This is a genomic window from Streptomyces sp. NPDC003379 (assembly GCF_053589195.1).
Genome location: NZ_JBSFRK010000048.1, coordinates 41395 through 60347, shown reverse-complemented (window position 1 = coordinate 60347; position 18953 = coordinate 41395). Strand labels below are relative to the sequence as shown.

Below are 18953 nucleotides of genomic sequence, written 5' to 3'. Positions count from 1 at the left end.
CGACCGGCGCGTGCCGGTCGGGCCCTCACTGCGTGCCGCGCTAGCCATAGGCCGGCGGAGGCGAATACCTCATCGATGAGCACGCGTAAATCTGCACTCACGACAGTAGACATTGGGCGCTCACGTAGCTATGGTTTCTGTTGTAGCCGAGATCGAGCAGGGCCCGGCAGACACGAACTGCCGGGCAGCAGTGCACGTAGGACGGTGCGGTGGTGGAGTTTCGAAGCCATGGTTGTCGCAGGACGGCGACGGGGCTGACCACCGGACCGGGTGGCCCGCAGTGATCAGGGGCCGCCACAAGCAGTTCGCAGTACCAGTCAGTGTCAGCAGTACCAGTAGTGCAGTACGCAGTAAGTAGTACGCAGTTCCGCAGAAAGAGTCAGTCACTCAGAGGGAAGAACGGAGGAATCGAAGCGCCACGCAGATGGCGTTGCAGTTCCTTCGGGGCCCTGGTGCCGTACGGCACCAGGGCCCCTCCACGCGTTCCACGTCCCACATCGCAGAGAGGTTCGAGCCGACGACCATGATGTGAGAGGCCGAATGGTCCGTAGCACTCCCTCACAGCCAGTACCTTTCTCCTTACAGCAGGCAGCCTTATCAGGGAGCGGAAGGCGATGCTCGCTTCGGATCTGAAACATCCCGGGACGCTGCCCGTGCAGCAGATGAGCGCCGGCGACCATGCCTTTCTCTGTTACGACGACCATCTGCAGGGGTGGGACGTACTGTCGGCCTTCGTATGGAACGGCGTGGCCCGCGGGGAGAAGGTCATCGTCTTTCCCTCCCCGCACCTGAACGCCTCGGACGTGCTGCGGCGCCTGAGGGACGCGCCCGGAGTACTGCTGGATCAGGGGTACGACAGCGGGCGCCTCGAAATGAGCAGCATGCGTCAACTCATCCTCCCCGACCGCACGTTCACCGCGGCGCAGCAGTGGCGGCGGATCGTGGAAGAGACCGAGTCGGCGCGGGCGCACGGCTTCACCGGCCTGCGGACCTACATCGACATGGGATGGGTCGCCGACCTCGAAGCCGATCTCGACGTGATGATGGCCCGCGAACGCCAGGCGGAGCACCTGTTCACCTCCGGGCTCTACAGCGAGATCTGCGCCTACGACCGTGACCGCTTTCCGCAAGAGGTCCTGGAGGCCATGTGCCGGGCTCATCCGCAAAACCTCCTGCCCGCGCTCGGCCGCCTGCGGACCAGGCTGGCGGGCCGGACGCTCCGGCTGGTCGGGGAAGCAGACCTGGCCACACGTGAGCAGTTGACGCGGGCGTTGACCGACGCCGTTCGCTCACCGGACGCACAGACCGGACTGACCATCGATCTCGACGGGGTGGTGTTCCTCGGCGTGGAGTGCGCGAGGGAACTCGTACGGACGATGGGCCTCGCGACGCCGCACAGGCCGGTACGGGTCCGCTGCGCCAGGCGCTGCGCTGAAACGCTGCGACACCTCGGCGCGTCCCCCTCGGCCATCGACATCTCCAGGTGAAAGGGCCATGACCTTCGATACACGCGGTGGTCAAGCAGAGGGGGCCGAGGAGATCCTCCTGCGAACTCCGTTCACAGCCAAGGACGTTCCCTACCTGAGAGCACTGGTCGAGGGGCATGCCGCCCTGGTCGGGCTGCCCCAGCAGCGGCGCGGCGACTTCGTGGTCGCGATGGACGCCGTGGCCAGCAACGCGGTCCAGCACGGCGGCGGCCAGGGCGTGCTGACGCTGGCCCGCGCGGCCTGTCATGAACTGCGGTGCCGGGTCAGCGATGGCGGGCCCGGCTTCACCGCCGACGTCATTCCCGAACTCGCCCCCGGCATCAACGGCGCGGGCCACGGCCAGGGCCTCTGGCTGACACGTCTGGTCACCGACGACCTCACCATCAGCGCCGACCCCACCGGCGCCACCGTCGTCTTCTCCATGCGGTGGTGCCCCCGCCCTCACACCGACCAAGTAGGGCCGGCCGCGGGCGGGTGAAAACCCGTACGGAAAACTGACCCGGACGTTCCGGCGCCCGTCTGTGCGTCGTTGGACTCGGCATGGCGGTTTCTGACGACGACGCGATGCCCTGGCCGAGAGACCTCGACTCCGGCCTCGACCACTGCGAGTGGTGCGTGCGGTTGAGGCAGGCCGATGGTCTCGCGGACGGCCCTGCTGACGCTCCTGCTGACGGCCTCGGCGAGCTGTCCACGCACGTACGTGCCGTGAGGAGAAACGATTCCGTCGCCGGGTGGCGTCTGTGGGCCGGCGTGTGGCGCAGACGCAGACGCGGGCGAGTCATGCTGCTGTCCACCGCGACCGCCGCCGCCGTGGTGTCGGGGGTCCTGGCCGCCGCACTCGGCTGAGCGAGTCGGCCGGCATGGCGTCGGCGAGCCGGGCGCGCCAGTGCGGCGGCAGAGCAGAGGGAAGCACTCTGGTGAATGCTTCCCTCTGGGTTCGCTGGGATCTGGGTTCGCTGGGATCTGGGTTAGCTGGGATCTGGGTTCGCTGGGATCTGGGTTCCCCGGAGGCCCAAAGATCCGAGAGAGCCTCCGGTCCTCCGGAAGCGTCAGTGCCCCGGGCCCCGCTTCCGGTCGCGCCAGCCCTCGCCCATCATGCCGCCGCGCTCACCCTTGGCGTCGTCGAACTCGATCTGCTCCTTGCGGACGGTGCCGGAGACCTCCTGGGTCTCGGTGACCTTCTCCGTCTCCAGGCGCACGCGTTCGACGGGCACGGTCTCCTTGCTCACCACGGGCTTCTCGGAGTGCAGGGTCACCTCCGTCTCGGCCTCGCCGATGGTGGTGCCGCGCACCCGGTCGCCCTCGCCGATCGGCTCACGTACGACGCGGACCTCCTCGTGGGAGACGGGTATCGACGTCGTGACGTCCTCGGTCACGACCACCTTCCGCAGCCGGGCGTGTCCGACCTCTTCCTCCTGGGTACCGACCCGCAGCCGCTCCTCGGAGCACACGAGCTCCTGCTCCTTGGTCCCGTCGCCCGCCCCCGCGCGCGTGGCGTACTCCCGCTGGCCGGCGTGACGGCCATGGCCCGCTGCCGCCCCGGCGAGCGGGGGCCCAGGGGCGTCGGCCGTGCCCATGCCGGTGCCCGCCGTGCCCATGCCGGTTCCGGTCACCGCCGCGCCGGGACGGGACAGCCCGTAATGGGCGTAGAGCTCGTGCTCCTGGCCGGGGTCGAGGTGCTGGTCGGCGTCCACCCGCGGGGCCTCCTTCACGGCCTCCTTGGTGGCCGTGACGTGCAGGTCGTCGCCGCGCAGGCGGGCCCCCGCCAGTGGTACGAAGCTCTCCTTCATGCCGAAGAGGCCGGTCTTGACGGTCACCCACTCGGGACGGCCGCTGCGGTCGTCGAGGTAGACCCGTTCGATACTGCCGATCTTCTCACCGGTCCGGTCGTAGGCTGTAAGGCCCTTGAGCGCGTCGGGGTTCGTGAAGGCCTCGCCCTGCGTCATGGGTGATCACTCCCTTGGAGCATGCGACGGGCAGAACCAATCCGCACGGGACGACGCACGCCTCATGTCCATCGCGCGCCGCCGTCGTCCGCCGCGCAAGGCGGAGAGTCGCGCGGTGTGCGGGAAGCGGCCTGCGGGACTACGCCATTCCGGGGCCGTCGGCGATCGGACCGGCCACATCCGCCGCCCGGCGGATTGGGCCATTCGGGTGAATGGGTGGGAAGCGCACTGGCCTGCCACCGCCACCCCCGACCCGCCTCAGGACCGGGGCCGTCGGCTCTGCAAGGCACGTGCCAGACGCGGGCCGAGGCTCTGCTTGAGCCGGCGCAGGGAGGGGAGCCGGCCGACGGTCTGGTCCAGGTGGTAGTAGAGCTGGGGCGGCACATAGGGCAGCAGCGGCGAATGGCGCTGGCCGAGCAGCGCGAACATCTGCCGCGGCTCGAGGCCGATGTACCGGGGCAGGTTCTCGTACCACTGGGCGCTGTGCCGGGCCGCGCTCTGCGTCGAGAGCAGGGCCTGCTTGCGTTCCCGCTCGTAGCGCGCGAGCGCGGCGGGGAGTTCCGGCGGGGTGGCGGACCCCACCGCGCGGGCCAGGCACACGGCGTCCCGGAGCGCGAGGCTGGTGCCGGCCCCGATCGAATAGTGCGTGGTGTGGGCGGCGTCGCCGATGAGGGTGAGGTTGCCGTGGGACCACGACTCGTTGGTGACCGTCGGGAAGGCCTGCCACTGGGCGTGGCCCTCGATGTCGCTGCGGCCGAGCAGCTCATGCCCGTCGAGCATCTCGGCGAAGAGCTTCTCCAGCAGGCGCAGGGCGTCGCCGTGGCCGAGCCGGTCGAGGCCGAGGCCGGTCCAGGTGGCCGCGGAGCACTCCACCACGCAGGTGCTGTGCCCGGAGCTGTACCCGTAGGCGTAGCACCAGATCCAGCCGTGCGCGGTCTGGACGAAGGCGAAGGTGAACGCGGTGAAGACCCGGGTCGTGCCGAGCCAGATGAAGCGGTTGGCGCCGGTGGTCACGCGCGTACCGAAGTGGGCGGCGCTCTCCGTACGGAGTTTGCTGTGGGCGCCGTCGCCCGCGACGACGAGGTCCGCGTCGGGCAGGTCCGCGCGGCCGCCGATCTCGGTGCCGAACTCCAGGCGTACGCCCAGCTCCTGGGCGCGGTCGACGAGGATCGTCCGCAGACGGTGGCGTCCGATGGCGTGGCCCACGTCGCCGTCGTGGGCCGTGGTTCTCCTCCCCACGTACGCGAAGCCGCCGCGCCAGCACACGGACTGCTCCGCGATGGCGCGCGCGGACACGGGGTCCTGGGCGCGGAGCTCCTCCAAGAGGTCGGGCCAGTACGTGACGCCCCAGCCGTGGCTGGCGTCGGCCGCGTGTCTCTCGTGGACGGTGACCTCGTGGGCCGGCTCCCGGAGTTTGGCGAGGATGGCCAGGTACAGGGAGGCGGGCCCCCCACCGACGCAATCGATCTTCACGCCGCCCAACGTATGCGCCGCCCGCCGCGTCACGGCCGAAGGGCGGCGCTGTGTCGCCGCCCCGGCGCCACCGTCTCCCCCACTCGGACGAGCCACTGCTTTCGTCACTCTTGGTGACGGAATAGCGATCATGAGTGACATCTGCGCAGGATCAGAGGGTCTCGGGATACGACGATGACGAGGAGAACGGACGTGTCGGTTCACCTCAGGCTGCTTCTGGCGCTGGCAGTGGTATTGGTGCCGCTGCTGGTGTTCGTCCCCACCGCCGCCGCGCCCACGGGCCCGGCCGTCCGCGTCGACACCGTCGTCGGCCCCGTCGAGTGCGACTGGAAGTACGGCAAGTCCTGCGTCGTGGGCGGCGGCATGTCCTTCATGTGACGGCGCCGCATGCCGGGCCGATTGATCCGCCTGGCGTAGTCACGGCCGCCACGGGATGCGTGTCGGGCCCACCGCTAGTGAGCTGTGGAGCATGGATGGTTACGACATAGAGACGGCGCGAACAGCGCCTCCCACGCGGCGTCACGCCCTGCGTGTCGCCGCCGGAATCCTGGCCGTCGGAGCAGTCCCGCTGACCGCACACCGTGCCACCGCGCGCTCGGACGACGTCTGTGCGGGGGGCGGGTACGACGCCGAGTTCGAGGCGGCCCTGGCCGAGGCGGAGACCGAGATCCCGCCCTGGGAGCTCCGGGGGCTCAATCCGGAGCTCCCGGCCGGCCGCCGCTACACCCTGCCGCTGCGCCGCGGCTTCCGGGTCTCCGCGCGCTACGGGATACGCGGCGACTGGCTCGCCGGGCACCACACGGGCATCGACCTCGCGGTGCCACGGGGGACACCCGTGTACGCCGTGGGCGCCGGTGTCGTCGTACTGGCTCGCTGGGCGGGTGCGTACGGCAAGGCGGTGACGGTGCGGATGCCGGACGGCCACTACGCCGTCTTCGCCCATCTCTCCCGCATCCTGGTCCGCCGCGGGGAACGGGTCCGTACCGGCGCCCGCATCGGGAGCAGCGGCGCGACGGGGCGGGCCACCGGCCCCCACCTCCACCTGGAGATACGGGCCCGCCGCGGCTACGGCTCGGACATCGATCCGGTCCGCTACCTGGCCAGGCGGGGAGCGAGGCTCCGCTGAGCACCCCTCCCGCCGGGCGCCTCCCACTGGGCACCCTTCTCCGTGACTTCACCATGACAGCGGTCGTTAGGAGCGAGCGGCTGTGCACAGCAGCCGCGTTTCCCGACCAGAAGGAGAACTGATGTCTCGCATCGCGAAGGCAGCCGCTGTCACCCTCGGTACCGGCGCTGTCGTGCTCGCCGGCGGCAGCGCGGCCGTGGCGGATGCCGGTGCGCAGGGCAAAGCCGTCGGCTCCCCCGGGGTCATCTCGGGCAATGTGGTCCAGGCCCCGCTCCATATCCCGGTGAACGTCTGCGGGAACACCATCGACGTCGTCGGCGCTCTGAACCCCGCCTTCGGCAACAAGTGCGTGAACACCGACGGCCACGGGGGGCACCACGGCCACGGCCACTGAAGCCCGAAGCCCGAAGCCCGAAGCCCCCGGTGAGCGTCTCCGCCGGGGGCTTCGCGGTGGCAACGGCTCGGCTCTCAGCCGGTCCAGAAGTCCCACCAGCGCGTCAGGACGAGCATGCCGATGACGCCCATGTGCAGTACGGGGAGAGCCCACGGGAAATCGCCCAGGAAAGCACGCACCCCTTGAGGTGCGGGCAGGAATCCGCGGCGCACATTGTGTGAGGTGACGTACCAGAACACGAGAATGGTGGCGGCCCAGGCCAGGCAGCACCACAGGCAGAGCGCATTGATGCGGTAGAGGGACTGGACCTGCAGCCAGGTGCAGAACGCGGCTCCGAAAAGCGTGCCCGCGTTGAAGGTCAGCCAGTACCAGCGCGGGAATCGGGCTCCGCCCAGAAGGCTCGCCCCGACGCAGACGACGACGGCGTAGGCGACAAGGCCGAGCATCGGATTGGGGAACCCGAATGCCGATGCCTGCTCGCTCTTCATGATGCTGCCGCACGCCACGACCGGGTTGAGGCTGCACCCGGGTGTGTAGTCCGGGTCTTCGAGCAGCTTGTTCTTGTCGAGGGTGATGACCCATGCCGCCAGCAGACCCGCCGCTCCGGCGATCATCAGAAGCAGGCCGAACCCCCGGCCGACCTCGCCCGGCCTGTCGGCGGTGATCCTCGGCCTTACCTGGCGGGGCAGTTCAGTGGAGGTCATGAGGGGAACCGTATAGACGCCGAAGAGCGGGTCCGGCCGCGCTGTCACTCATGTGGCCCAGCTCGAACTGGTCTTCCCCGGGCCGGTGTCGACGCGACCGCGAACACACCGGAGGGCCGGTCCGCGCAAGAGGTGACCGGCCCTGGGGGCACGCCCCGCACGGCGAAGGGAGTGGGGCGCGCCCTACTTGGCGAGAGGAAGTCCACCGAGAAGCTGGGTGGGGCCGCCGGCCGGGTTCAGCTTCTGCGTGGCGCCCGTGACCGTCCTGACGGCGTCTTCCTCGGTGACGGGTGTCTGGGCGCTGAACGTCTTCGCGTTGGGTACGGAGTCACCGGCGAGCGTCTCGACCGCGCCGGTCAGATTGGCGGGAACGGCGGAGTTGGCGAATGCGGGCGCGGCGGAACCGGCGACGGCGATCGAACCGGCAAGGACAGCGGCAGCCTTCAGGGCCTTCATCATGTTCCTTTCTCTGGCAACTCATGTCGCCTACGGGGCACCGTTTCAGGCATCGTTCTGCCTGTCGTCTCACTTCACCGGAGCTAACGAGCACAGGCCGGTACGGAAACGGAAACCCCTGAGCCCCGACTTCCCCGAACCCCGGCCGGCCGCTACTGGCCCGGGGCCGCGGGAGACCTCGGCAGCCCCTGCAGACCGGCCGTGACCACGTCGACCAGGCTGGTGAGGACCTTGGGGGCCTGCGCCCGCACGGCCGCCGCGTCGCCCGCGCCGGCCGGTTCGAGCAGGGCGTCGGCCGACTTCTGCAGTTCGGCCAGGGCTCGCGCCTTCGATTCGGCCGCGGCCTTGGATTCGGCTGCGGCCTTCGGTGCCGGGATGCCGGATACCTGGGGCTTGGGTGCCAGGGTGTTGGGTGCTTGCGGGTTCTGCGCTGGGGGATTCTGCGTTTGAGGGGTCTGTGCTTGCGGGTGCTGCGCTTGCGGGTTGGGGGCCTGAGGGTTCTGTGCTTGGGGGGTGTTCGCCGAGGTGTTGGGGTCCTGGAGTTTCGCTGCCGGGTCCTTGGGTGCCTGAGGTCTGGCCGCCGGGTCCTTGGGGGTCTGGGGCTTGGCCGCCGGGACCTCGGCGGGTGCCTTGGGCTTGGCGGCGGCCGCCTGGATCGCCTTTTTCACCGCCTCGCGGTGTTTCTGGACGTCCTCGGGGGAGAGCTTGTTGCCCTTGGCCTTGAGCGCCGCGGTGAGCATGTCCGTGACCGGCGTGAGGACCCGGCCGACATCGTGGAGCTGCTTGGTCTGGCCGAGCAGCGCCTCCGGGGCGGGCGCGCGGGGCGCGGTCCGGGTCTCGTCGCCGGGTCCGTCGTCGTGGACGGCGACGGCGGTGCCGGCCATGCCGACAAGCAGCGTCGCGCACAGGGCGGTGGTCGCGATGCGCCGTACGGGCAGAGCACGCATAGGTGGTCCCTTTCGGTGATGCGTCAGATCTTGTGATCACCGTGGGAGCGCCGGAGGCCGCTCGCAACCGAGCGGCTCCGCCACGCAGTGAGCCTCTCCGGGGCCGGGTCGCGTCTGTGCAGGTGGGAGGGGATGTGACGGGCAGTCGGCTCCCTGCCGGGCGACCCCCATTCGGGGCACCGCCACGGAGTGCGGACGGAACGCGGAACGGCCGCCCCCGCCTGCGCGGGGACGGCCGTTCGGTCGGACGACGTGTCAGTCGTTGACGCACACGTTGCCGAACGTGGGGTTCAGCACGCCGACGACGTCGATGGTGTTGCCGCAGGCGTTCACGGGGACGTGGACCGGCACCTGCACGGCGTTGCCGGAGATCACGCCGGGGGAGTTGGCGGCGGCGCCGTGCGCGCCGCTGTCGGCCACGGCGATGCCCGCGGGAACGATCACGGCGGCGACGGCTACGGCGGACAGGGCGAAGGCTTTGGTGCTAAGCGACATGAGGTGTTGCTCCTTGCGTGAGGGTGTCTCGTACGGACCAGTGCGGCCGTATATGGGGATCAACTGCTGACCTGCTCGACGAGTTGCGCCCTCGGACGAGTGACGTACGGCCGATTTCGTTTCCGCGACCTCGTTTCCGCGACGGTGCCCGGATCGGCGTACGGACGGCGGAGACACACGCGCCGGGGTCGTCGGAGCCACCGCTCTCACCGGCTACAGTGACGCTGCCTTAAGAGACATTTCAGACAAAAGACTCAGCATTCAAAGACTCAACATTCATGCATTCAGTGCGAATGACCGACTTGGTCGTGGTTCAGAGCTCTTCACCGCCCGGCGGCGAGAAGACAGGGAGTTGCGCATGCCTCTGCCGTCAGCACCCTCTCGCCCACGGGTCCTGCACGTCAGCCGGCCCGTGGACGGCGGTGTGGCGCGAGTCGTCACCGGCCTGGCCGCCGCTCAGGCGGCGGCGGGGATGGACGTCCACGTGGCCTGCCCGGACGAGGGCGTCCTGGCCCGGCTGCCGCCCGGTGTCCGGCACCACCCCTGGGCCGCGTCCCGCTCTCCCGGGCCCCGGCTGCGCGCCGAGGCGAGGGAACTGAACCGCGTCATCGCGTCCGTACGGCCCACGCTCGTCCACGCCCACAGCGCCAAGGCCGGGCTCGCCGCGCGGATCGCCCTGCGCGGACGGATCCCGACCGTCTTCCAGCCGCACGCCTGGTCCTTCGAGGCGGTCGGCGGGGCCACCGCGCTCCTGGCCCGGCTCTGGGAGCGCGGCGCCGCCCGCTGGACGAGCCGCATCGTCTGTGTCAGCGAGGCCGAGTGGGTCACCGGCCGCCGCGCGGGCATCGCCGGGTCCTACTCGGTGATCCCCAACGGCGTGGACGTCGACCACTTCGTGCCGGGCCCCCCGGAGATCGCACGCGACCGGCTGCTGCCCGGCTCCTTCGCCCGCGCCCCCCTCGTGGTCTGCGTGGGCAGGCTCTGCCGGCAGAAGGGGCAGGACGTCCTGCTGCGCGCCTGGTCCTCCGTCACCGCGCGGGTGCCCGGCGCCCGTCTGGTGCTGGTCGGGGACGGGCCGGACGCCGCCCGGCTGCGCGAGGGGGCGGACGCGTCCGTGACCTTCGCCGGCGCGGCGCGGGACGCCGCCGACTGGTACCGGGCTGCCGACGTCGTGGTGCTGCCCTCGCGGTGGGAGGGCATGGCGCTGGCCCCGCTGGAGGCCATGGCCTGCGCCCGGCCGATCGTCGTCACCGACGTGGACGGCGCACGGGAGAGCCTGCCGCCGGGCTGCCGCGCGCACGCCCTCGTACCACCGGAGGACCCCTCCGCGCTGGCCCGGGCCCTCGTCGCCCTGCTGCGGGACGGGGAGCTGCGCGACGCGCTCGGCCGACGGGGCCGCCGTCATGTCCTGGACCACCACGACGCGCGGCGCGCCGCGGACGCCATCGACGTGGTGTACCGCGAGCTTCTGGGCGCGGCGCCCACCGAGTACAGGGAGTGCACCATCCCGTGAGTGCGGAAAGAACCGTTGCCTCCTCGTCAGGTCCGTCACGGCAGGACACCCACGCCTCGCCAGGCACCTTCGTCGTCGCCCCCCGGGGAGCGAAGGGTCCGCCCGCCGAGGCGCGCACGCGGCGCCCGTCCCGCCGGCGGCGCTCGCTCGCCGCGCTGGTGGCCGTCGACTCGGCCGCCGCGCTGCTCCCCCTGCTCCTGCTCGACGAGCCGCGGCGGTACGCCGTACTGGCGCCCCTGCTGCTCGCCGCCGTCCTCGCCCTCAACACCCAGGGGCGGCTGTACGAGTTCACCGCCCTGCCCACCACCCTCGACGAGGTGCCTTCGCTCGGCGCGCGCGTCGCGCTCGGCTGGTCCCTCACCGCCGTCCTCGCCCCTGCCCTCCCCGTCCCGGTACCGCCGCTCCCCCTGTCCGCCCTGGTCACCGTGGGCGCGGCCCAGTGTCTGCTCGGCGTCGGCGGGCGCGCCCTGGTGCACTGGCACCGGCGGGCGTACGCCCTGCGCAGACCCCGGCCGGTCCTGGTCCTCGGCCCCGCCGACGAGGCACGTGCCGTCGCCGCGGCCCTGCTGCGCCGCCCGCGCTGCGGCATGCGGCCCGTGGGCGTGGTGAGCGACCCCGAGCAGCAGACCGGGGAAGGTGGCGGCGGGACGGAGCCGCCCGCGGAAGAGTCCGTCGGTCCCGGCCACGAGCTGCCGGTGCTCGGCACGGAGGACGAGCTTCACCGGGCGGTGATCCAGAACGACGTACGCGCCGTGCTCCTGCTCCCCGGCACCGGCCCCGGGCTCGCGGGCCGGCTGCCGGCGCTGAGCGGCCTGGGCTGCGACCTGTGGGAGATCGAACCGCGCCACGCGGAGCTCGCCCCGGCGCCGGACGGGGCCCGGCAGTACGTGGCCGGGTTCTCCTGCCGCCCCCTGGAGTTCACCGGGCGGCACCGGACGAGCCCGGGCAAGCGACTGCTGGACATCACGGTGGCCGGGGCGTTGCTGCTGGTGGCCGCTCCGGTGCTGCTGGCCTGCGCGTTCGTGCTGCGGGCCGTGGAAGGGCCCGGCGTGATCTTCCGTCAGGAGCGGGTGGGCAAGGACGGGCGGCTGTTCACGCTGCTGAAGTTCCGTACCCACCGGCCCGCCGATTCGCAGGAGTCGGCGACGCGGTGGACCGTCTCCGACGAGCGGCGGATGAACGCGTTCTGCCGCTTCCTGCGGAGCACCTCACTGGACGAGCTGCCGCAGCTGTGGAACGTCCTGCGCGGCGACATGAGCCTGGTCGGCCCGCGGCCCGAACGCCCCTTCTTCGTCGCGCAGTTCAGCCAGGTCTACCCGGACTACGCGCGGCGGCACCGGATGCCGACCGGCATCACCGGGCTCGCCCAGATCCACGGCCTGCGCGGGGACACGTCCATCGAGGACCGGTGCCGCTTCGACAACGCCTACATCGACAGCTGGTCCTTCTGGCAGGACATGTGCATCCTGCTGCGCACGCTCGGCTGTCTCGTACGCCGTACGGGGAGCTGAGCGCCGTGCCCCCACGCGACGTCGCCCTGCGCGAGCTGAGACGCTGCGGTCCGGTCCTGCCGGTCGTGCTGCTGATCGCGCTGCTCGCCCTGCCGGTGCCGGCCGGTGGCGAGGCGTCCGGCACCGGGGGCGGGACCGGAACCGGCACGGTCGCCGACGCGGTCTCCGCCCTGGTCGTCGGCTACTGCGTCGTCCATCTGACGCGGACCGGGCGGCGCCCGCTGAGCAGGACCGCCGCGGTGCTCCTCGGGCTTCCCGTCGTCGGCATCACCGTGGCCGCGTGCGGCGCGTCCTCCTCGGTGACCGGTGTCGCGGGCGCCGCGCGCTATCTGCAGATCTTCGTGCTGGTGCCGACGGCCGTGCTGATCCTGGTGCGGGACGTACGCCACTTCCGCGTCGTCGCCTGGACGTTCGTGGCACTGGCGCTGTGGCAGGGAGCCATCGGCGTACAGCAGAACCTGACCGGCACCGGGGCCTCATACATGGGCGAGGACATCCGCGCCGTGGGGACGTTCGGTTCCACGGACGTCATGGGGATGGCCACCGTCGTGTCGTACGGACTCCTCTGCGCCCTGGCGCTGGCCTTCCGCCCGCACGCGCCGCGCCAGCGGACGGCCGCCACGGTGTGCGCGGCCCTGCTGACCGTGCCGCTCGCCCTGTCGTTCAGCCGCGGGGCGTGGATCGCCACGGCGGCGGCCTGCCTCGGCGTGCTGCTGCTCGCGGGGGCGCGCCGCGCGGGGAAGGTCCTGGTGGCCGGGGCGGCGGCGGCCGTGGTGCTCGTCGCGGGGCTCGGCGTGGGCTCGGCGGTGCTCCAGGAGCGGCTCAGCAGCATCACCCAGGTCACGGACGCCCCCGACCAGTCGGTCACCGACCGGTACACGATGTGGGCGGCCTCGGCGGACATGTGGCGCGGGCGGCCGGTGACCGGCGTGGGCCTGAAGGGCTTCCCCGAACACCGCGACACCCACGCCTCGCTGGCCCTGTCCTCCGGCAGCGACACCGCGGGGGCGGGCACCGGCTTCATCCGCCAGCCGCTGCTGTCCCCGCACAACATGTACCTGCTCGTCCTCAGCGAACAGGGGCTGCTCGGCCTCGCCACGCTGGCCGGGGGATGGGCGGCGCTGCTGGTGTGCGGGCTGCTGCGGTGGAAGCGCCGGTGTGCGCGGCAGGGCGGTGGTGCGGGCGGTCCCGGCGGCCCCGAGCTGGACTGTGCGCTGCTCGCCTGCGGGCTGCTGATCTGGCAGCTGACCGACTTCGTGTACGCGGACATCGGCGGGCCCACCACCGTGCTGACGGCGGTCGCCCTCGGCGTCGCGGCGTGGTGGGCGGTCGGCACGCGCGGCCCCGTGGAAGCGGAAGAGGCGGGCGCGCGATGACGACGGTGCCACCGGCGGTGGCCGCGGGGACCGCACCTGTCGCCGCGCCGCCCTCCGGCCCGCGCGCGGGAGGGCGGCCCGAGAAGACCGGCGGCTCCTTCCTCGCCAAGGCCGCGCTGGTCACGGCCGCCCTGTCGGTGGCCGGTTCGCTGCTCGGGCTCGTACGGGACCAGGCGCTGGCGCACTTCTTCGGCGCCGGTACCGACACCGACGCCTTCCTGGTGGCGTGGACGCTCCCCGAGCTGGCCGCGACGCTGCTCATCGAGGACGGCCTGGCCTTCTTCCTCGTACCGGCGTTCAGCCTCGCGCTGGCGCGCCGCGCGGACGGTCACGCCACCGACCCCGCACGCGACCCCGTACGCGACCTCGTACGGGCGTCGCTGCCGCGCATGTCGCTGTGGTTCGCCGCCGCCGCGCTGGTGCTCATGGCGGCGGCGCCCTACGTGGTGGCGCTGCTCGCGCCGGGGCTGCCCGATCCGCGGCGGGCGGTGGACTGCACGCGGCTCACGGCCACCTGCGCCTTCACCTTCGGCCTCACCGGCTACTGCAGCGCGGCGCTGCGGGCGCACCAGCGGTTCGTCGCCCCGGCCACGGTGTACGTCGCCTACAACGCGGCGATCATCGCCGCCCTGTTCGTACTGGCGGCGCCCTGGGGTGTGCGGGCCGCCGCGGCGGGTGTGGCGGTGGGCGGCGCGCTCATGGTGGCCGTCCAGGCGCCTTCCCTCTGGCGGGAGCTGCGGCGGGGGCTGCGGCGCGGGCCGGGCGTCGCTCCGGCCGTCAAGGGCCCGGCGCCGGACAGGACGCTGCAAACGGCGATCATCTGGACGGTCCTGCTGTTCGCGCTCTGCCGTCAGTCGCAGGTCCTCATCGAACGGTTCCTGGCCTCGTCGCTGCCCGCCGGGGCCATCTCGCATCTGAACTACGCGCAGAAGGTCGCGCAGATGCCGATGGTGCTCTCCCTCATGCTGTGCACCGTCACCTTCCCCGTGGTCGCCCGCGCGCTGGCCGACGGCGAGACGGAGCGGGCCCGCGACCGCGTCGAGCGCGACCTCGTCCTCGCGGGCTGCATGGTGCTGCTCGGCGCGGCCGCGGTCGTCGCCGCCGCGCCCGCGCTCATCGAACTCCTCTTCCAGCGCGGCGCCTTCTCCGCCCGGGACAGCGCCACCACCGCGTCCGTGATGCGCGTGTACGCGCTGGGCCTGCTGGGCCACACGCTGGTGGGCGCGCTCGCCCGCGCCCACTTCTCCGTCGCCAGGACCACCTGGATCCCGTTCTTCGCGATGTCCGTCGGCATCGTCATGACCGCGGGGATCGGTTTCCTGAGCGTCGGCACCTGGGGCGTCCACGGCCTCGCCGCCGCGAACGCCACCGGCATCTGCGTCACCGCGCTGCTCCTGCTGCGCGGGATGGGCCCGCGCACCGTGCCCATCAGGACGCGGAAGGTCGCCGGGCAGCTGGGCCGCCTGACGCTCGCCGCCGGGGGCGCGACGGTGCTCGGCGCCCTGTGCGCGGGGCGGGTGGGGCAGCCCGCCCTCGCCGCCCTGGCGGGCTGCGCGGTGGTCACCGTCTCCTTCGTACTGCTCGGCCTGCTTCTGGGCGCGCAGCCCTGGCCGTCCGCCCTCCGCTCCGTCACAGGAAAGCTGCGTCATGTCCGTTGACCTCACCCCGTCCGGCCCCTCCACCCCTTCCTCCCTCCCCGCCGCCGACGAGCCCTTCCTGCGGCCCAAGGCGCCCCACGTCCCCGCCTGGATCGCGATGTACCACTCCGTCGCGGACCCCTTCGACGACCCGTACCGCATCACCGTGTCCCCCGACCGCCTCGACGCACAGCTGCGGTGGCTGCGGAGCCAGGGCCTGCGCGGCGTGTCGATGCGGCACCTCCTGGACGCGTGCGCGCGCGGCCAGGAGCAGAACCTGGTGGGGCTCACCTTCGACGACGGCTACCGCGACTTCGTCGACGAGGCCGTCCCGCTGCTGCGGCGCCACGACTGCACCGCCACCGTGTTCGTCCTGCCGGGCCGACTCGACGGCGACAACGCCTGGGACCCGCTCGGCCCCCGCAAGCCGCTCCTGGACGCCGACGGCATCCGCCGCGCCGCCGAGTGCGGCATGGAGATCGCCTCGCACGGGCTGACCCACGTCGACCTGACCACGGCCGACGACCGGCTGCTGCGCCGCGAGGTCAGCGGCAGCCGGGCGGCGCTGACCGATCTGACCGGCGTCGACGTGCAGGGCTTCTGCCACCCCTACGGCCGTGTCGACGAGCGCGTGGTGTCCGCCGTACGGGAGGCCGGATACCGCTACGCCTGCGCGATCGCCCCCGGCCCCCTCTCCGGACCCTTCGCGCTGCCCCGGGTGCACATCGGCCAGAACGACACGGCCCCGCGCCTGCGGCTCAAGCTGTGGACGAACCGGCTCAGGCACCGCGCCCTGGACCGCTCGGCGGTGACCGAATGAAAGTCCTGCACATCATCACCGGTCTCGGCGTGGGCGGCGCCGAGCTGCAACTGCGCCTTCTGCTGCGCCACTTGCCCGCCCACTGCGACGTGGTCACGCTGACCGACGCGGGCACCGTGGCGCGGGGCATCGTCGCCGACGGTACGCGCGTGGCCGACCTCGGCATGTCCGGCAACCGCGATGTCGCGGCGCTGCCCCGGCTGGCCCGGATCATCAAGGCGGGCCGGTACGACGCCGTCCACACCCACCTCTACCGCGCCTGCCTGTACGGGCGTATCGCGGCCCGCATGGCGGGGGTGCGCGCGGTGGTGGCCACGGAACACTCCCTGGGCGACTCGCAGATGGAGGGCAGGCCGCTGACCGCCGGGGTCCGCGCGCTGTACCTCGCCGGGGAGCGCCTTGGGCGGATGACGGTCGCCGTCTCCCCCGCCGTCGAGCGGCGGCTGACCCGGTGGGGGGTGCCCCGGCAGCGCGTCCGGGTGGTGCCGAACGGCATCGACGTGGAGCGCTTCCGGTACGACCCGGCCGCCCGCGCCCGGACCCGGCGGCGCCTGGAGCTGCCCGACTCGGCGTTCGTCGTCGGCGGCGTGGGCCGGCTGGCCGACGGCAAGCGTTTCGACGTACTCCTGCACGCGGCCGCTCGACTCCCCGAGGACATCGCCGTTCTGCTGGTCGGCACCGGTCCCGAGGAGCCGGAGCTGCGGAGGCTGGCCCACCGGCTCGGCCTCGGCGGGCGGGTGCGGTTCGCCGGTGAGGCCGCCCACGAGGAGGGCGGCGGCGCCGACGGCGTCCCGGGTCTGCCCTCGCTCCTGTCCGCCATGGACGCCCTCGCCTCCCCGTCCCCCGAGGAGGCCTTCGGGCTCGCGCTCGTGGAGGGCCTGGCGTGCGGGCTTCCCGTGCTCTACACGTCCTGCCCCGCCGTCGACGACCTCCCGGCCGGCGGGCGGGCCAACGCCTCGTACTGCCCGAGCGATCCGGACTCCTTCGCGCGGTCCCTCCACGGCCTGCGCGGCGCCGTCCCCCCGCGCCGCTCGGCACCGGCAGCGGTGCGGCACTACAGCATCACCCGCAGCGCCGATCGGCTGATGCGCGTCTACGCGTCGGTCGTCCCCGGCTCGACCCTGGAGGTGAAACCTCGATGAGCGACTCCACGGACTCCACGGACTCCACTGGCTCCACTGGCTCCACTGGCTCCACTGGCTCCACGAACGAGTGCCCGCGTGCCGCCGCTCTGCGCGCCGGCCTCGCGCGGTGTGCCGCCACCGTGCGCGTCGGCCTCGCGCGGCGTGCCACCGCCCTGCGCGCCCGCCTCACGCCGCTGCCCCGCTGGTGGCCCCTGCCCGCCTGCGCGGCCCTCGGTCTTCTGACCGGCGCCGGGTACGGCGCGGTGCAGACGGAGCAGTACACCGCCACGAGTTACGTCGTCGCCGTACCGCAGGGGAAGTCCGATCCGGCCACGGCTCTCGGGTTCGCCCAGGCGTACGGCCGGGTGGCGACGCAGCTGGCCGTGCTGGGCGACGCGCAGGTGGCGGCGGGCGTGTCGGCCACGGAGCTGCGGGACCGCGTCAAGGTGGCCACCTCTCCCGACGCGCCGATGATCGCGGTCTCGGCGTCGGCGGAGAAGCCCGCGTCCGCCGCCGTCACCGCCGACGCGGTGGCCCGCTCGCTCGCCACGAGCGCCAACCACTCCAAGGGCAGCACCCAGGTCAAACTGCTCCAGTTCTCGCGGGCGCTGGAGCCCTCCGCCCCGTCCTCCCTCTCCGCCGGGGTGACGTCCCTGGTCGGCGGGTGCGCCGGCGGGCTGCTCGGCGGGCTCGCCCTCCTGGTACGTCCCCGGGGGCGTACGGAGGCGGCCGCCGGGGCGGCGGTCCCGGGCCCCGCGTCCGCCCTGGTCCGGAGCGCGCCATGAGCACGGCGACGGGCGCGGGCCTCGTGAACACCCACCTGAGCACCCGGCTGTGCGTGGACGAGGACGAGTTCGAGGCGCTCGCCGAACCGTGGGGGCGGCTGTACCGGTCCTGCGAGTCGGCGACGCCCTTCCAGAGCCACGCGTGGCTGTCCTCCTGGTGGCGGTCCTACGGGCGGCGCGGGCGGCTGCGGGTGCTCCTGGTCCGCGAGGGCGACCGGCTGATCGCCGCGGCCCCGCTGATGCGGGTGCACCGTCCGCTTCCGGCGCTGAAGCCGCTCGGCGGCGCGATCTCCGATTTCACGGACGTACTGGTGGACGGCGCCGCGCGCCCGGCCGGCACCGAGGCCCTGGTGGCCGGGCTCTCCGAGCTGGCCGCGACCGCGCTGATCGACTTCGGGGAGGTCCGGCCGGGCGCCTGCGTGGAGGATGTCCACGAACGGTGGCCCGGGCCGAAGCGGGCACTGCCCGACTCGCCCTGCCTGGAGCTTCCCGCACTGCCCATGGAGGAGCTGCTCCAGCGCCTGCCGACGCCGCGGGCCCAGCGCACCAGGGCCAAGATGCGCAAGCTGTCGAAGCTGGGGGTGGAGAGCCGCATCGTGCCCGCCGACGAGGTGGAGGCCTCGCTGCGGACCCTGCTGCACCTGCACCAATTGCAGTGGAGCGGCCGCAAGGTGACCTCCGAGCATCTGCGGCCTCGCTTCCGCGAACACCTGCTGCGCTCGATGCGGCCGATGGTCGCGGCCGGCGAGGCGGTGGTGACCGAGTTCCGCCTCGACGGGGAGGTGCTGGCCGCCGACCTGACCCTCCTGTCGGGCACGCTGGCCGGCGGCTATCTGTACGGCGCCCATCCCCGGCTGCGGGAGCGCAAGGTGGACGTGGCCACGATGCTCCTGGACGCGTGCACCCGCCACACGGGCGGCGAACAGCGGCGCGCGCTGAGCCTGCTGCGCGGCAACGAGCCGTACAAGCACCACTGGCGCCCCGAGCCGGTCACCAACCAGCGCTTCCTGCTGGCGCGCGGGCGCACGGCTCCCCTGCTGTCCGCGGCGGTCTGGGACGCGTCGGCCCGGCGGTGGGCGAAGGCCCGGCTGCGGGAGCGGGAGGCGGGCGGTGGCAGGGCCCCGTCGTGAGGGGCCGCGCCACCGCGGCGCACGGGGTG

At 72.6% G+C, this 18953-nt stretch carries 20 protein-coding genes; 14 read left to right on the top strand and 6 right to left on the bottom strand.

Annotation, left to right across the window (positions count from 1 at the left end; genetic code table 11):
• Window positions 1-614 precede the first annotated feature (614 nt).
• From ACWDVB_RS33375 to ACWDVB_RS33365, 3 genes are all read left to right on the top strand, one after another.
• Window positions 615-1487 (top strand): MEDS domain-containing protein, encoded by an 873-nt coding sequence (locus ACWDVB_RS33375; RefSeq protein WP_451518932.1) that lies wholly within the window; start codon window positions 615-617, stop codon window positions 1485-1487.
• A gap of 7 nt (window positions 1488-1494) precedes the next feature.
• Window positions 1495-1965, top strand: a complete 471-nt coding sequence (locus ACWDVB_RS33370; RefSeq protein ID WP_451518933.1) for an ATP-binding protein — start codon at window positions 1495-1497, stop codon at window positions 1963-1965.
• A 62-nt stretch (window positions 1966-2027) separates the two neighbouring features.
• Window positions 2028-2333, top strand: coding sequence for a hypothetical protein (locus ACWDVB_RS33365; RefSeq protein ID WP_451518934.1), 306 nt, complete (start codon window positions 2028-2030; stop codon window positions 2331-2333).
• Window positions 2334-2536: 203 nt separating this feature from the next.
• Here ACWDVB_RS33365 and ACWDVB_RS33360 read toward each other — a convergent pair whose 3' ends face one another.
• Together ACWDVB_RS33360 and ACWDVB_RS33355 are read right to left on the bottom strand one after the other, a co-directional pair.
• Window positions 2537-3433 carry a PRC and DUF2382 domain-containing protein gene (locus ACWDVB_RS33360; protein WP_451518935.1) on the bottom strand — a complete coding sequence of 299 codons (897 nt, stop codon included), beginning with the start codon at window positions 3431-3433 and terminating at the stop codon, window positions 2537-2539.
• Between the two features lie 258 nt (window positions 3434-3691).
• Window positions 3692-4906 carry an FAD-dependent monooxygenase gene (locus ACWDVB_RS33355; protein WP_451518936.1) on the bottom strand — a complete coding sequence of 405 codons (1215 nt, stop codon included), beginning with the start codon at window positions 4904-4906 and terminating at the stop codon, window positions 3692-3694.
• A 192-nt stretch (window positions 4907-5098) separates the two neighbouring features.
• Here ACWDVB_RS33355 and ACWDVB_RS33350 point away from each other — a divergent pair, with 192 nt between their 5' ends.
• From ACWDVB_RS33350 to ACWDVB_RS33340, 3 genes are all read left to right on the top strand, one after another.
• Window positions 5099-5284, top strand: coding sequence for a hypothetical protein (locus ACWDVB_RS33350; protein WP_451518937.1), 186 nt, complete (start codon window positions 5099-5101; stop codon window positions 5282-5284).
• A 91-nt stretch (window positions 5285-5375) separates the two neighbouring features.
• Entirely contained in the window at window positions 5376-6032 is a 657-nt protein-coding gene (locus tag ACWDVB_RS33345; RefSeq protein ID WP_451518938.1) for a M23 family metallopeptidase, read from the top strand.
• A gap of 121 nt (window positions 6033-6153) precedes the next feature.
• Window positions 6154-6426: a chaplin gene (locus ACWDVB_RS33340; RefSeq protein WP_451518939.1), complete on the top strand. Its 273-nt coding sequence runs from the start codon at window positions 6154-6156 to the stop codon at window positions 6424-6426.
• A gap of 74 nt (window positions 6427-6500) precedes the next feature.
• Here ACWDVB_RS33340 and ACWDVB_RS33335 read toward each other — a convergent pair whose 3' ends face one another.
• The 4 genes from ACWDVB_RS33335 to ACWDVB_RS33320 all read right to left on the bottom strand — a co-directional run bounded on the left by ACWDVB_RS33335 (window position 6501) and on the right by ACWDVB_RS33320 (window position 9028).
• Entirely contained in the window at window positions 6501-7130 is a 630-nt protein-coding gene (locus tag ACWDVB_RS33335) for a vitamin K epoxide reductase family protein (protein ID WP_451518940.1), read from the bottom strand.
• A 183-nt stretch (window positions 7131-7313) separates the two neighbouring features.
• Entirely contained in the window at window positions 7314-7589 is a 276-nt protein-coding gene (locus tag ACWDVB_RS33330; protein ID WP_451518941.1) for a hypothetical protein, read from the bottom strand.
• A gap of 149 nt (window positions 7590-7738) precedes the next feature.
• Entirely contained in the window at window positions 7739-8533 is a 795-nt protein-coding gene (locus tag ACWDVB_RS33325) for a hypothetical protein (protein ID WP_451518942.1), read from the bottom strand.
• 255 nt (window positions 8534-8788) lie between these two features.
• Window positions 8789-9028, bottom strand: coding sequence for a chaplin (locus ACWDVB_RS33320; protein WP_451518943.1), 240 nt, complete (start codon window positions 9026-9028; stop codon window positions 8789-8791).
• Between the two features lie 358 nt (window positions 9029-9386).
• On the opposite strand from ACWDVB_RS33320, the gene ACWDVB_RS33315 reads away from it, so the two are divergent.
• The 8 genes from ACWDVB_RS33315 to ACWDVB_RS33280 are packed head-to-tail and all read left to right on the top strand — an operon-like array spanning window position 9387 to window position 18924.
• Entirely contained in the window at window positions 9387-10541 is a 1155-nt protein-coding gene (locus ACWDVB_RS33315; RefSeq protein ID WP_451518944.1) for a glycosyltransferase, read from the top strand.
• On the top strand, window positions 10538-12052 hold the full coding sequence (locus ACWDVB_RS33310; protein WP_451518945.1) for an exopolysaccharide biosynthesis polyprenyl glycosylphosphotransferase: 1515 nt from the start codon (window positions 10538-10540) through the stop codon (window positions 12050-12052). The genes ACWDVB_RS33315 and ACWDVB_RS33310 overlap by 4 nt, the downstream gene beginning before the upstream one ends.
• A 5-nt stretch (window positions 12053-12057) precedes the next feature.
• Window positions 12058-13428, top strand: a complete 1371-nt coding sequence (locus ACWDVB_RS33305; RefSeq protein WP_451518946.1) for an O-antigen ligase family protein — start codon at window positions 12058-12060, stop codon at window positions 13426-13428.
• Window positions 13425-15086: a murein biosynthesis integral membrane protein MurJ gene (murJ, locus tag ACWDVB_RS33300; RefSeq protein ID WP_451518947.1), complete on the top strand. Its 1662-nt coding sequence runs from the start codon at window positions 13425-13427 to the stop codon at window positions 15084-15086. Before ACWDVB_RS33305 ends, murJ begins: the two co-directional genes overlap by 4 nt.
• On the top strand, window positions 15076-15885 hold the full coding sequence (locus tag ACWDVB_RS33295) for a polysaccharide deacetylase family protein (protein WP_451518948.1): 810 nt from the start codon (window positions 15076-15078) through the stop codon (window positions 15883-15885). The genes murJ and ACWDVB_RS33295 overlap by 11 nt, the downstream gene beginning before the upstream one ends.
• Window positions 15882-17027, top strand: a complete 1146-nt coding sequence (locus tag ACWDVB_RS33290) for a glycosyltransferase (protein ID WP_451518949.1) — start codon at window positions 15882-15884, stop codon at window positions 17025-17027. Before ACWDVB_RS33295 ends, ACWDVB_RS33290 begins: the two co-directional genes overlap by 4 nt.
• On the top strand, window positions 17024-17794 hold the full coding sequence (locus tag ACWDVB_RS33285; RefSeq protein ID WP_451518950.1) for a lipopolysaccharide biosynthesis protein: 771 nt from the start codon (window positions 17024-17026) through the stop codon (window positions 17792-17794). Before ACWDVB_RS33290 ends, ACWDVB_RS33285 begins: the two co-directional genes overlap by 4 nt.
• Window positions 17791-18924 (top strand): GNAT family N-acetyltransferase, encoded by a 1134-nt coding sequence (locus ACWDVB_RS33280; protein ID WP_451518951.1) that lies wholly within the window; start codon window positions 17791-17793, stop codon window positions 18922-18924. The genes ACWDVB_RS33285 and ACWDVB_RS33280 overlap by 4 nt, the downstream gene beginning before the upstream one ends.
• The last annotated feature ends 29 nt before the right edge of the window (window positions 18925-18953 follow it).

Bases quoted from the DNA above. Each gene is read 5' to 3' on its own strand.
- ACWDVB_RS33375 (WP_451518932.1), top strand. From the start codon at position 615: ATGCTCGCTTCGGATCTGAAACATCCCGGGACGCTGCCCGTGCAGCAG.
- ACWDVB_RS33370 (WP_451518933.1), top strand. From the start codon at position 1,495: ATGACCTTCGATACACGCGGTGGTCAAGCAGAGGGGGCCGAGGAGATC.
- ACWDVB_RS33365 (WP_451518934.1), top strand. From the start codon at position 2,028: ATGGCGGTTTCTGACGACGACGCGATGCCCTGGCCGAGAGACCTCGAC.
- ACWDVB_RS33360 (WP_451518935.1), bottom strand. From the start codon at position 3,433: ATGACGCAGGGCGAGGCCTTCACGAACCCCGACGCGCTCAAGGGCCTT.
- ACWDVB_RS33345 (WP_451518938.1), top strand. From the start codon at position 5,376: ATGGATGGTTACGACATAGAGACGGCGCGAACAGCGCCTCCCACGCGG.
- ACWDVB_RS33340 (WP_451518939.1), top strand. From the start codon at position 6,154: ATGTCTCGCATCGCGAAGGCAGCCGCTGTCACCCTCGGTACCGGCGCT.
- ACWDVB_RS33335 (WP_451518940.1), bottom strand. From the start codon at position 7,130: ATGACCTCCACTGAACTGCCCCGCCAGGTAAGGCCGAGGATCACCGCC.
- ACWDVB_RS33330 (WP_451518941.1), bottom strand. From the start codon at position 7,589: ATGATGAAGGCCCTGAAGGCTGCCGCTGTCCTTGCCGGTTCGATCGCC.
- ACWDVB_RS33325 (WP_451518942.1), bottom strand. From the start codon at position 8,533: ATGCGTGCTCTGCCCGTACGGCGCATCGCGACCACCGCCCTGTGCGCG.
- ACWDVB_RS33320 (WP_451518943.1), bottom strand. From the start codon at position 9,028: ATGTCGCTTAGCACCAAAGCCTTCGCCCTGTCCGCCGTAGCCGTCGCC.
- ACWDVB_RS33315 (WP_451518944.1), top strand. From the start codon at position 9,387: ATGCCTCTGCCGTCAGCACCCTCTCGCCCACGGGTCCTGCACGTCAGC.
- murJ (WP_451518947.1), top strand. From the start codon at position 13,425: ATGACGACGGTGCCACCGGCGGTGGCCGCGGGGACCGCACCTGTCGCC.
- ACWDVB_RS33295 (WP_451518948.1), top strand. From the start codon at position 15,076: ATGTCCGTTGACCTCACCCCGTCCGGCCCCTCCACCCCTTCCTCCCTC.
- ACWDVB_RS33290 (WP_451518949.1), top strand. From the start codon at position 15,882: ATGAAAGTCCTGCACATCATCACCGGTCTCGGCGTGGGCGGCGCCGAG.
- ACWDVB_RS33285 (WP_451518950.1), top strand. From the start codon at position 17,024: ATGAGCGACTCCACGGACTCCACGGACTCCACTGGCTCCACTGGCTCC.
- ACWDVB_RS33280 (WP_451518951.1), top strand. From the start codon at position 17,791: ATGAGCACGGCGACGGGCGCGGGCCTCGTGAACACCCACCTGAGCACC.